Genomic DNA, 13,622 nt, shown 5'->3' on the forward strand with positions numbered 1-13,622 from the left:
CCTGGCGACAACGTTGAGATGAGTGTTGAGCTTATCCACCCGATCGCTATGGACAAAGGCCTACGTTTCGCTATTCGCGAAGGCGGCCGTACGGTAGGGGCTGGTGTGGTTGCTAACGTCAGTAACTAATATTTAGTAACTAGCTGAGCTTTACCTATAAGGTTTAGGTTGTAATTTTCATAACTTAATCTAACTAGGTATTAGCAAAATCAAAAGCCGTTCTCTTATGAGGACGGCTTTCTTTATAGGCGGTAGGGTAAGGTTTTACCCATAAATTTCGATTTAAAAGAATTATTTAATAAATTCCGCCTTAAAACTTGCATTTAACTATAAATCTTGTATAATTGTCAGCCTTAACACCCATAGGCGATTGGCTCAATTGGTAGAGCATCGGTCTCCAAAACCGAGGGTTGTAGGTTCGAGTCCTACATCGCCTGCCATCTTCTTATCCTATCTTTGTCTGACGTTACCATCTCCTAAGCGAGTTCTTTATGAGCAACAATCAGGATAACCTCGATTCTAAGTTATCTGATGCCTCTAATGCGACGGCTAGCGGAATGCTGACTAAAGGAAAGCATGTCTCAGCAACTAAAAATACCACTGCGGTAGAAGTTGCTAAAACTGGTTCAGCTAAAGATATGGTGCTATGGCTACTAGCTATAGTTGCTCTAATAGCGGCGACTTTCTCTAATCAATACCTACCAGGTTATTGGCAAGCGGCCAATGATGTTTGGGTTCGTATTGCTATTATTGTGGCGCTGGCTGTTTTTGCTTTAGTTTGTCTAGCGCTAACGAATCAAGGGCGCGCCTTTAAGATATTATTGAAGGATGCAGCCGTTGAGCTGCGCCGTGTCACTTGGCCCGGTAAAGACGAGACTTTTAAATATACTTGGCAAACCCTCGTCGTGATAGCGATTGTTGGTTTTCTAGTTTGGATGTTAGATAACTTTTTTAACTGGTTTGTCGGTATTTTTATTGGTTAAAAGAGCGTATTAGCTCTAGTGAAACCATATTTTATTTACCACAACCTACTACCAAGATCAGGAGCGTCATATGCGTTGGTATATTGTCCAAGCGTTTTCAGGATATGAAAAGCAAGTACAACGTTCATTAACTGATCGTATTAATCGTAGTGAATTTGCCGATTCTTTTGGTGATGTATTAGTCCCTACAGAAGAAGTGGTTGAGATGAAAGACGGTAAAAAGCGCAAAAGTGAGCGTAAGTTCTTCCCAGGATACGTATTGATCCAGATGGAGATGAACGATAATACTTGGCACATTGTCAAAGATTGTCCGCGTATTATGGGCTTCGTTGGCGGTACACCTGAAACGCCAGCGCCTATCACCCAAGTTGAAGCCGATCGCATTTTGAATCGTTTGAATCAGACAGAAACAGCGCCACGTCCAAAGACACTATTTGAGCCAGGTGAAGAGCTACTGGTTATCGATGGCCCGTTCACAGACTTTAAAGGCCTAGTCGAAAAAGTAGATTACGAAAAATCTAAATTACAGCTTACTGTAAACGTATTTAATCGACCGACTCAGGTCGAGCTTGAGTTTAGTAAAGTTGAAAAACTAGACTAAACAGACATCAACTGGGGAGCTGTTGTTTGTTAATAGCTGATTATAGTTACTAGCAAGCTGGCGTTATCACCCAATTAGGAGAAAATCATGGCTAAGAAGATTGATGGTTACATCAAACTACAAGTCCCAGCAGGTAAAGCCAACCCTTCACCACCAATTGGTCCAGCTTTGGGTCAAAAAGGTGTGAACATCATGGCGTTCTGTAAAGAATTCAACGCAGCGACCTCTAACCAAGAGCCAGGCTTGCCGATTCCTACAGAAATCACCGTATATAGCGATAAGTCTTTTACCTTTATCATGAAGTCGCCACCAGCTGCGTATTTGCTACGCAAGGCCGCTGGTATCGCTAAAGGTTCTGGTACACCAAACACCGCTAAAGTCGGTAAAGTGAACCGCGAGCAGTTAGAAGAAATCGTTAAGACTAAAGATGCAGACTTAACTGCTGCTGATCTTGACGCTGCTGTCCGTACCATCGCTGGTACCGCTCGTTCAATGGGTATTACCGTGGAGGGTGTGTAAATGAGTAAGCTAACCAAACGCCAAAAAGAAATCAACAGCCGTATCGATAACGAAAAACAGTACACTATTGAAGAAGCGGTACAAATCTTAAATGATTTGCCAGCGCTAAAATTCAAAGAGTCTATCGACATCGCAGTAAACTTGGGCGTTGACCCACGTAAATCTGACCAAGTCGTTCGCGGTGCTACTAACTTACCAGCAGGTACGGGTAAAACCAAACGTGTTGCGGTATTCGCTCAAGGCGCTGCTGCTGAAGCCGCTAAAGAAGCTGGTGCTGACATCGTTGGTATGGATGATCTAGCGGATCAAATCAAAGCCGGTAACATGGACTTTGACGTCGTTATCGCCGCTCCAGACGCTATGCGCGTTGTCGGTCAGTTAGGTACTATTTTAGGCCCACGCGGTTTAATGCCTAACCCAAAAGTCGGTACAGTCACGCCTAACGTTGCTGAAGCCGTTGCTAATACTAAAGCCGGTCAAGCGCAGTATCGCGTTGACAAAGCGGGTATTATCCACACGACTATCGGTCAAGTCGGCTTTACAGCCGAGCAAGTCATCGAAAACGCTCGCGCGTTGTTGTCTGACCTTAAGCGTGCTAAGCCTGCTACGTCTAAAGGTATTTTCATCAAGAAAATCACCTTGTCGAGCACTATGGGCCCAGGCTTAACGATTGATCCTGTACCATACCGCATGGCTAAGTAAGATATATATAGCTATAGCCGCTTGGTGTTTGCACATACGTGCTAATAAACGCAAATATCAAGTAGTAAAGCATTTAAGTAATAAAGAATTTTAAGAATTAGGTCAGCGTAGTGAACGCTACGCTGTCTAAGACCGTAGGTAGAGAGCGGTTCATAGTGATAATAAGTTTAGATATTATTATCAACTGCGAGCTGCTTTTGTTAATCGATAACAGATGAAAGTCTTAATTGTCCTACGCAGACGGTGACCCACCCAGTTGTTGATAAGAGCCGATAGGTTAGTACTTTTATTAGTAATTAATATAAGCGCTAGGCTATTACTTGATGTCAGTCTGATAATGGTGCCGTAATTAGTCGTTGTTAGTACACTTTTTTAGTTTATTAATAACGTGTCGTATCAAGTCAGTCTTCGCTTATGATTTAGATTATAAGTCGACTGATAAGATTAAAGGAGTCAACTTATGGCATTAACGCTAGAGCAAAAACAACAAGTTGTAGCTGAAGTGTCTGAAGTTGCTGCTAATGCTTACTCAGCAGTAGCTGCCGAATATCACGGTATTGGTGTTGCAAAGCTTACCGAGCTGCGCGAACAAGCCCGTGAAAAAGGTGTCGTTTTAAAAGTAGTTAAAAATACTCTTGCAAAACGCGCTTTTGAAGGCACTAAGTTTGAGAGCATGTCAGACCGTATGACTGGTCCATTACTTTTGGCTTTCTCTATGGAAGACTTGGGATCTGCCGCTAGAGTCGTTTTCGACTTCAGCAAAGAGAACAAAGCTTTAGAGACCAAAATAGTATCAGTCGGTGGTGAAGTTTATGGTCCAGAAGAGCTAGAGCGTGTATCGAAGCTACCAACTCGCGACGAAGCAATCTCTATCTTGATGGCAACTATGAATGCACCAGTGACCAAGCTTGTCCAGACTATGAACGCAGTTCCTGGCAAGTTCGTTCGCACGGTAGCAGCAATCAAAGACGCAAAAGAAGCTGCTTAATCGCTTGTTTTAACGTAAATTTTACAGCCTTGATTGGCTTATTGTCTCAGTTTCTAACACCGTGGACAGTCAATCAATACGCTATTAAACCAATTATTTTTATCAGATAACGGAGAGTTCTCATGGCACTATCTAAAGAAGATGTGTTAAACGCAATCGCTGAAATGTCAGTAATGGATATCGTTGAGCTAATCAGCGACATGGAAGAAAAATTCGGCGTAACTGCTGCTGTAGCTGCTGCTGCACCTGCTGCTGCTGCTGAAGGCGGCGCTGCTGCTGAAGAAAAAGACGAGTTTGACGTTGTTCTTGCTAGCTTTGGCGAGAAGAAAGTTGCCGTCATTAAAGCCGTTCGTGAAGCGACTGGCCTTGGTCTAAAAGAAGCGAAAGACTTGGTTGAAAGTGCTCCAGCACCAATCAAAGAAGGCGCATCTAAAGACGAAGCTGAAGAGCTGAAGAAGAAGCTTGAAGAAGCTGGCGCTACTGTTGAACTAAAATAAGCTTAGCTTAGTTTAGTTTAATACTGCACAAAAAGAGCTAGTAATGCCTTGCATTGCTAGCTCTTTTTTATTATAATTACTAGCTTGACCTTTTGTGTCTGCCTAACGACCGATCACCAGTGGTGGATACTCATCAAAAGGACACACGATATAAATGCAAGCAAACACAGTAGTTTTGAATAGTTTATTACTTTAGGCTAAATGTCCTTAGACGTTTGGCGTTTTTCTGTGTCTGTATGCTTTCTCAACAACTGTTTTTAACAAACACCACTTAACTCAATACCTATTACCATTTATCCGATTTATAGTGTTGCTGATTATTAATTATCGCATTTATAGAGCGACTCAGACAGATTGATACTCTTATTTTTAACGGCTACGTACTTTTAACTGTTATCAATAACCCGTTTTATTTGACAGCTGTGAATGACTGAAGATCTTATAAAATGCTATCCAAACCATTGGTTTTATCAAACACTAAGTGTTAAGTATTGGATAGAAAAGTTGCTCACTGAATAGGTATATAGTCATATCCCTGTTCATGTTAATAACCCATTTATTTAGAAAAGATGTAGAAAGTGTTTGTCTTCAAAATGTATATTATTGCATGGCGATGATAGTTTGAAGTTTTAGCTTTAAGGGGATTTATGATTCGTATATCGCCTTTAAAGTGGTTGTATTATCGTATACGTCGCTAAGTTTGCATGGTATCACCAAGTATTGGTGCACGCTAGCCACGATTTTCATTTGTTTCCACGTTTACTGTAAGGACTCTCGATGGCATATTCTTATACTGAAAAAAAGCGTATTCGCAAAAGTTTTGCTGAATTGCCCACTGTGATGGACATTCCCTATTTATTGTCTATTCAAGTAGATTCCTATGAGCAATTTTTGCAAGAGCATAAAAAGCCTAAAGCTCGTGAGAATACTGGTCTACAAGCCGCTTACTCTTCTATTTTTCCGATTGAGAGTCACTCGGGTAATGCTGAGTTGCAATTTGTCGAATATTATTTAGGAGAGCCTGAGTTTGATGAGCGTGAGTGTATCTTACGTGGCTCGACGTTTGCTGCGCCTATGCGTGTCAAAATCCGCTTAATTATCAAAGATAAAGATCATAAAGACAAAAACAGCAAAGCGGCGATTAAAGATATCCGTGAGCAAAGTGTTTATATGGGTGAGATTCCACTCATGACCGACAACGGTACCTTTATCATCAATGGTACTGAGCGGGTTATCGTGTCGCAATTACATCGTTCACCAGGTGTATTCTTTGATCATGACAAAGGTAAGTCGCACTCTAGTGGTAAAGTGCTTTATAACGCTCGTATCATTCCTTATCGTGGTTCGTGGTTAGACTTTGAGTTTGATGCTAAAGATCTAGTATTCGCTCGTATTGACCGCCGCCGTAAACTGCTAGCGTCTATTATTCTGCGTGCTCTAGGCCTAACGACCTCTGAAATCTTAGATTTATTCTTTGATAAAGTTGCCGTTTATAAAGGCGAAGAGCAGTTCGAGATTGATATCGTTGCTGATCGCCTGCGCGGTGAAATGGCACAGTTCGATATCGTTGCCCCTAATGGTGACGTTATCGTTGAGCAGGGTAAGCGTATCAACGCGCGCCGTATTCGTCAGATCGAAGAGGCGGGTATGACGAAGATTGCCGTGCCTGATGAATACCTCTATGAGCGTATTTTGGCCGAAGATATCATTGTTAATGATGAAGTCGTTGCTCATGCTAACACGCCTATCGATCATGAGTTACTAGTGAAACTGAGCTCGTTTGAAGCTAGCGATGCGATTAAAGAGTTCAGCATCCTGTTCACTAATGATATCGATCAGGGTAGCTATATTGCTGATACGCTACGTGCTGATTCTACCGGTAGCCGTGAAGAAGCCTTGATTGAAATCTATAAGGTCATGCGTCCAGGCGAGCCGCCAACGGTTGAGACGGCAGAAAAACTGTTCGAAAGCATGTTCTTCAACGCCGATCGTTATGACTTATCTAACGTTGGCCGTATGAAGTTCAACCGCCGTTTAGGCTTAGACTTTGATAATACTGATGATCCAGACGTGCAGCGCGAGCGCAGTGTCTTAACCAATGACGACATCGTCAATGTGCTCAAAGAGCTGGTTGAGATCCGTAATGGTCGCGGTGAAGTCGACGACATTGACCATTTAGGTAACCGTCGTATTCGCTCAGTAGGTGAGATGGCAGAAAACCAATTCCGCGTCGGTTTAGTACGTGTCGAGCGTGCGGTTAAAGAGCGTCTATCATCAGCAGAGTCTGATAACTTATCGCCACAAGATTTGATTAACTCAAAACCTGTTGCAGCAGCGGTCAAAGAGTTCTTTGGTTCTAGCCAGTTGTCACAGTTTATGGATCAAAACAACCCGCTATCGGAAGTGACGCATAAGCGCCGTGTCTCAGCTCTTGGGCCAGGTGGTTTGACGCGTGAGCGTGCAGGCTTTGAGGTACGTGACGTACACGATACGCATTATGGCCGTGTCTGCCCTATTGAGACGCCAGAAGGTCCAAACATTGGTCTGATTAACTCCTTAGCGACGTTTGCGAAGACCAACAGCTTCGGTTTCTTAGAGACGCCTTATCGCCAAGTGGTCGATGGTAAAGTGACTGACGTTATCGAATACCTATCTGCGATTGAAGAAGTCGGTACGGTCATTGCCCAGGCTGACTCGCCAATGAATGATAAAGGTGAGCTTAGCGAGGAGATGATCAGTGTCCGTAGCTATGGCGAGTTTGTGCGTATGCCAGCAGACAAAGTGACGCATATGGATGTGTCACCAAGTCAGGTAGTGTCAGTAGCCGCTGGTCTTATTCCATTCCTAGAGCATGATGATGCTAACCGCGCACTTATGGGCTCGAACATGCAGCGTCAGGCGGTTCCGACCTTACGCGCTGACAAGCCATTAGTCGGTACGGGTATGGAGCGTCACGTTGCTCGTGATTCGGGCGTCTGTGTGATCGCTAAGCGTGGCGGTGTGATCGAAGATGTTGATGCATCACGTATCGTTGTGCGTGTCAATGAAGATGAGATGACCGCTGGTGAAGCGGGTATCGATATCTATAACTTAATCAAGTACACCCGTTCAAACCAGAACACTTGTATCAACCAACGCATCATTGTAAACCAAGGTGATGAAATTGCTTTTGGTGATATCTTAGCCGATGGTCCATCAACGGATTTAGGCGAGCTAGCGTTAGGTCAGAACATTCGTATCGCCTTTATGCCGTGGAATGGTTATAACTTCGAAGATTCGATTTTGTTATCTGAGAAAGTAGTGAAGGAAGATCGTTTTACTACTATTCATATTCAAGAGCTGACTTGTGTGGCTCGTGATACTAAGTTAGGTACTGAGGAAATTACTGCTGATATTCCAAACGTTGGTGAAGCGGCGCTATCTAGCTTAGATGAAGCGGGTATCGTTTATATCGGTGCTGAAGTGGATGCAGGCGATATCTTAGTCGGTAAAGTCACGCCAAAAGGTGAGACGCAACTGACGCCAGAAGAGAAACTGCTGCGGGCCATCTTCGGTGAAAAAGCTGCTGACGTAAAAGACACTTCACTACGTGTCCCAACGTCAAGCAAAGGCACGGTCATTGACGTACAAGTCTTTACCCGTGATGGCGTTGAAAAAGATGCGCGTGCCCGTGCGATTGAAAAGTCACAGCTCGATAGCTACCGTAAAGATTTAAAAGAAGAGCTACGTATCTTTGAAGAAGCGGCGCGTGGTCGTATCGGTAACTTGCTTGACGGTCAAAAAGTCAGTGGTGGTGCTGGTCTAAAAGCCGGTACCGTGATGAAAGCGGTCGACATGAAAGAGATGAGCCTTGAGACTTTGCTAGACATTCAGCCTGTAGAAGAAGACATCGCTGAGCGTCTAACGCAAATCGCTGAGTACTTAGTCGATAAGCAAAAAGATATCGATAGTAAGTTTGCAGAGAAAAAACGCAAATTGACTGCCGGTGATGATCTGCAGCACGGCGTCCAAAAAATCGTCAAGGTTTATCTCGCGGTAAAACGTCGTATTCAGCCTGGTGATAAAATGGCCGGTCGTCATGGTAACAAAGGTGTGGTATCGCGCATTATGCCGGTCGAAGATATGCCTTACGATGAGCATGGCAACACTGTCGATATCGTCTTGAACCCACTAGGTGTTCCTTCGCGTATGAACATCGGTCAGGTTTTAGAGACTCACTTAGGCATGGCAGCTAAAGGCTTGGGTGAGAAGATCGATAATATGCTTAAAGCACAAGCCGCGATGAAAGATCTACGTGATTTCTTAGACCAAATCTACAATAAAGTAGGCGGTGAGAGCGTTGATCTCGACAGCTTAAGCGATGATGACATCATGGCGCTAGCGAGCAACTTACGCGGCGGTGTGCCGATGGGTACGGCGGTATTCGATGGTGCGCATGAGTATCAAGTGAAAGACTTACTTGAGCTTGCAGGACTCGATCGCGATGGTCAGCAGACTTTATATGATGGTCGTACCGGTCAGCAGTTTGACCGTAAAGTAACCGTCGGTTATATGTATATGCTCAAGCTTAACCACTTAGTCGATGACAAAATGCACGCGCGTTCTACCGGTTCTTACTCACTCGTTACCCAGCAACCACTAGGCGGTAAAGCGCAGTTTGGTGGTCAGCGCTTCGGTGAGATGGAAGTATGGGCGCTAGAAGCATATGGCGCGACTTACACCTTGCAAGAGATGCTAACGGTGAAGTCGGATGATGTCGAAGGCCGTACGCGTATGTACAAAAACATCGTCGATGGTGAGCAGTACATGGATCCAGGTATGCCTGAATCGTTCAACGTACTGACCAAAGAAATCAAATCACTGGGTATCAATATTGAGTTAAAAGAAAACAATTAAGCCCTTATTGACGCTTAAGCGTTAGGCTAAAAGCAGTGAAGTATGATTAGTACAGCTGCTTTTAGTCTTTTATCTCATCCCAATTCATTGCCTTCAGTCCTTCGAGCGGTTTGTATCTTTAGATACAGCTTATAGGATTATAAAGATAACGGAGAAGCAACTTGAAAGATTTACTCGATATCATGCAAAGCCCTACCGCTAGCGGTAATCGTGAGTTTGATAGTATTCAAATTACTTTAGCCTCGCCTGATGTAATCAAATCTTGGTCACATGGTGAAGTTAAAAAGCCAGAAACCATTAACTATCGCACTTTTAAGCCTGAGCGTGACGGTCTGTTTTGTGCCAAAATTTTTGGCCCAGTAAAAGACTTTGAATGCTTATGTGGTAAATATAAGCGCCGTAAGTTCCAAGGCGTCATCTGCGAAAAATGCGGCGTAGAAGTGACGACTGCCAAAGTTCGCCGTGACCGTATGGGTCATATCGATCTTGCTAGCCCTGTTGCGCATATTTGGTTCCTAAAATCATTACCAAGCCGCATTGGTCTTTTATTAGACATGACGCTACGTGACATCGAGCGTGTGCTCTATTTTGAGAGCTATATCGTGACCGAACCTGGCCTCACAAGCCTTGAGAAGTATCAATTGCTTGATGACGAAGACTACTACCGCGCGCTAGAAGAGTTCGGTGACGAGTTTACCGCCAAAATGGGCGCTGAGGCGGTTCAAGATTTGCTCAAAGACATCGATATCGATATCGAGATCGATGAGTTACGTGAAGCGATTCCGCAAACGGGCTCTGAGACCAAGCTTAAGAAAATGTCTAAGCGTCTGAAGTTATTAGAAGCGTTCCGTGATTCTAATAATAAACCTGAGTGGATGGTAATGAATATCTTACCAGTACTACCACCAGATTTGCGTCCGTTAGTACCGCTAGAAGGTGGCCGTTTTGCGACATCCGATCTTAACGATCTTTATCGCCGTGTTATCAACCGTAATAATCGTCTAAAGCGTCTGCTAGAACTAAGCGCACCTGATATTATCGTGCGTAACGAAAAGCGTATGCTACAAGAGTCAGTGGATGCGTTATTAGATAACGGTCGTCGTGGTCGTGCGATCACCGGCAGTAATAAGCGCCCATTGAAATCTTTGGCCGATATGATCAAAGGTAAGCAGGGCCGTTTCCGTCAGAACTTACTTGGTAAGCGTGTCGACTATTCTGGTCGTTCAGTTATCGTTGTTGGTCCGACTCTGCGCCTGCATCAGTGTGGTCTACCTAAGAAAATGGCGCTTGAATTATTTAAGCCGTTTACTTATGCCAAGCTATTATCACATGGTATGGCAACCACGATTAAAGCAGCCAAAAAGATGGTCGAGCGTGAAGAGCCGCAAGTGTGGGATATGCTAGCGATGGTTATTCGTGAGCACCCAGTGCTGCTTAACCGTGCACCAACTTTGCATAGATTGGGCCTACAAGCGTTCGAGCCTGTGCTTATCGAAGGTAAAGCGATTCAGCTGCATCCACTCGTTTGTACGGCGTTTAACGCTGACTTTGATGGTGACCAAATGGCCGTCCACGTGCCATTGACGCTTGAGGCTCAGCTAGAGTCACGCGCCTTGATGATGTCAACGAATAACATCTTATCACCTGCTAACGGTGATCCGATTATCGTACCGTCACAAGACGTTGTCTTAGGTCTATATTATATCAGTCGCTCATCAATCAATGCCAAAGGCGAAGGCATGGTGTTCGCGACGGTTAACGAAGCCTTACGTGCTATTGGCTCAAATGATTTGCACGTCAATGCTTTGATCAAAGTGCGCGTCACTGAGGCGCAGACTGATGAAGAAGGTAACACCACAGAATCGACAAGTCTGAAAGAGACCGTTGCTGGTCGCCTATTGATTTGGAACATCATGCCAAAAGGTATGGCGTTTGCAGAGTGCAACCAAGAGATGACTAAGAAAAATATCTCAGGTTTAATCAACTCTTGCTATCGTAAAATGGGCGTCAAAGACAGCGTTATGTTCGCTGACCAATTGATGTACTTAGGCTTTGCGCAAGCGACCTTATCAGGCGTGTCTATCGGTCTTGACGACATGGTAATTCCGCCAAGCAAAAAACAAATCATCGAAACGGCAGACGCTGAAGTTCGCGAAATCGAAGATCAGTTCGAGCAAGGGTTTGTCACTGCAGGTGAGCGTTATAACAAAGTTGTCGATATCTGGTCGCGTACTAACGACAAAGTTGCTAAAGCGATGATGGATAACCTAGCGACTGACAAGATTATGAATGCTAAAGGCGAAGAAGAAGAGCAAAAATCTTTTAACTCGATCTTTATTATGTCAGATTCTGGTGCTCGTGGTAGTGCGGCGCAGATTCGTCAGCTCGCTGGTATGCGTGGCCTAATGGCAAAACCGGATGGCTCAATTATTGAGACGCCGATTAAAGCTAACTTCCGTGAAGGCCTGACCGTACTACAGTACTTCATCTCAACGCATGGTGCGCGTAAAGGTCTAGCCGATACTGCCCTGAAGACTGCGAACTCAGGTTATCTGACTCGTCGTCTTGTCGATGTCGCGCAAGATTTAGTCATCACTAGTGATGATTGTGGAACAGAGCAAGGCCTCTTGATGACTCCGCACATTCAAGGTGGCGAGATCATCGAAAAGCTTGGTGACTTGGTCCTTGGCCGTGTGACCGCGCGCGACGTGACGTATAATGATGATGACTCAAAAGTCCTGATTCCTGAAGGTACTTTGATCGACGAGCATTGGGTAAATATCTTAGACGAAAACGCTATTGATGATATTTGGGTACGCTCAGTCATCACTTGTGAGATTGAACATGGCGTTTGTTCGCAGTGTTATGGTCGTGATTTGGCTCGTGGCCACAAGGTCAATATCGGTGAGTCTGTCGGTGTCATGGCAGCGCAGTCTATCGGTGAGCCAGGTACTCAGCTGACGATGCGTACGTTCCACGTAGGCGGGGCAGCAAGTTCAGCATCAGTGGATAACAGCATCTCAGTTCGTAATGCCGGTCAAGCGCATTTTGACAATATGAAAACGGTTGAGCATACCGATGGTCATTTAGTTATCGTTTCTCGTTCTGCTGAAATTGCTTTAACTGATGAGCTTGGCCGTGAGCGTGAGCGTTATAAGGTACCTTATGGTTCAAGCGTCCTAGTTAAAGACGGCGATCAAGTCGATGGCGGTCAAACGATTGCTAAATGGGACCCGCATACGCATCCTATTATCACAGAATTCGCAGGTACGGCACGCTTTAGTGATATCGTTGATGGTAGTACCGCAACGGTTAAAGTCGATGATGCCACAGGTATGAGCTCGTTTGAGATCCTAGCTACGCGTGATCGTTCAAGTAATGCTAAAGACTTACGTCCCGCTATTATCTTGAATACTGATGCGGGTAAAGAAGTGGTTTACTTCTTACCTGCTGAAACGATCATTCGCGTCAGCGATGGTGAAAAAGTAGCGGCAGGTTCGATCTTAGGCCGTGTACCACAAGCGTCTTCTGGTACCAAAGATATTACCGGTGGTCTACCACGCGTTGCGGATCTATTCGAAGCGCGTCGTCCGAAAGATCACGCGATCATGGCTGAAATGACAGGTGTGGTGAGCTTTGGTAAAGAAACTAAAGGTAAGAACCGCTTTATCATCACTAATGAAGATGGTGAGACTCATGAAGAGCTGATCCCGAAATGGCGTCAAATTAACGTCTTTGAAAACGAGACCGTTGCTCGCGGCGAGATCATTGCTGATGGCCCGCAAAACCCGCATGACATCTTACGTCTGAAAGGTCAAACGGCGCTTGCAGACTATATCGTTAACGAAGTGCAAGACGTTTATCGCTTGCAAGGCGTGAAGATCAACGACAAGCACATCGAAGTAATTATTCGTCAGATGCTGCGTAAAGTTGAGATTACAGATGCTGGCGACTCTAGTCACTTCAAAGGTGATCAGGTCGAGTACGCTGATATCATAGCCTTGAATGCTAAACTGGAAGCGGAGAATAAATTCCCGGTACAGTATGAGCGTCAATTGTTAGGTATTACTAAAGCAAGCCTTGCAACTGAAAGCTTTATCTCAGCGGCTTCGTTCCAGGAAACCACGCGTGTCTTAACTGCGGCTGCGGTAACGGGTAAAGTAGATGAACTACGTGGCCTAAAAGAAAACGTAGTAGTAGGTCGTCTGATTCCTGCTGGTACTGGTCTTGCTTATCACAACGCGCGTAAAGACAAAGCGGAACAAAAGCTGCAAGACAAAGATCTAAATGCCGCTTTTGATATGGGCACTGCTAGCAGTGATAGTAAAGACTTTACAAGCTTTGATGAGGCCTTCGCGCAAGAGTTGAATCAAGACAACTAAGATTTATATCCTGAGCTTAAGGTTGAGCTCAGTCTAATTTAAAAATAAGAAAGC

The 13,622-nt window shown here is 44.6% G+C and carries 9 protein-coding genes and 1 tRNA gene; all 10 read left to right on the forward strand.

Translation table 11 applies throughout. The features are described from left to right. Positions 1-129 (forward strand): EF-Tu C-terminal domain-related protein (locus ACS8FD_RS11000; RefSeq protein ID WP_459252119.1); only part of this gene is annotated, 129 nt, incomplete at its 5' end. A 235-nt stretch (positions 130-364) separates the two neighbouring features. Further along, positions 365-440 (forward strand) — tRNA-Trp (locus tag ACS8FD_RS11005). A 51-nt stretch (positions 441-491) separates the two neighbouring features. Further along, on the forward strand, positions 492-983 hold the full coding sequence (secE, locus tag ACS8FD_RS11010) for a preprotein translocase subunit SecE (protein WP_439275891.1): 492 nt from the start codon (positions 492-494) through the stop codon (positions 981-983). A gap of 70 nt (positions 984-1,053) precedes the next feature. Further along, on the forward strand, positions 1,054-1,584 hold the full coding sequence (gene nusG, locus ACS8FD_RS11015; protein WP_439241923.1) for a transcription termination/antitermination protein NusG: 531 nt from the start codon (positions 1,054-1,056) through the stop codon (positions 1,582-1,584). An 87-nt stretch (positions 1,585-1,671) separates the two neighbouring features. Beyond that, positions 1,672-2,103, forward strand: coding sequence for a 50S ribosomal protein L11 (gene rplK, locus ACS8FD_RS11020; RefSeq protein ID WP_439241921.1), 432 nt, complete (start codon positions 1,672-1,674; stop codon positions 2,101-2,103). Next, positions 2,104-2,805 (forward strand): 50S ribosomal protein L1, encoded by a 702-nt coding sequence (rplA, locus tag ACS8FD_RS11025; protein WP_439275892.1) that lies wholly within the window; start codon positions 2,104-2,106, stop codon positions 2,803-2,805. It abuts the gene before it with no gap. A gap of 460 nt (positions 2,806-3,265) precedes the next feature. Beyond that, entirely contained in the window at positions 3,266-3,793 is a 528-nt protein-coding gene (gene rplJ / locus ACS8FD_RS11030) for a 50S ribosomal protein L10 (protein WP_439275893.1), read from the forward strand. A 122-nt stretch (positions 3,794-3,915) separates the two neighbouring features. Next, positions 3,916-4,290: a 50S ribosomal protein L7/L12 gene (gene rplL / locus ACS8FD_RS11035; protein WP_207991658.1), complete on the forward strand. Its 375-nt coding sequence runs from the start codon at positions 3,916-3,918 to the stop codon at positions 4,288-4,290. 777 nt (positions 4,291-5,067) lie between these two features. Then, entirely contained in the window at positions 5,068-9,186 is a 4,119-nt protein-coding gene (gene rpoB / locus ACS8FD_RS11040) for a DNA-directed RNA polymerase subunit beta (protein WP_439275894.1), read from the forward strand. Between the two features lie 161 nt (positions 9,187-9,347). Next, positions 9,348-13,568 carry a DNA-directed RNA polymerase subunit beta' gene (gene rpoC, locus ACS8FD_RS11045; RefSeq protein WP_439275895.1) on the forward strand — a complete coding sequence of 1,407 codons (4,221 nt, stop codon included), beginning with the start codon at positions 9,348-9,350 and terminating at the stop codon, positions 13,566-13,568. Positions 13,569-13,622 lie beyond the last annotated feature (54 nt).

The sequence above is a fragment of the Psychrobacter sp. 1U2 genome (assembly GCF_051847575.1).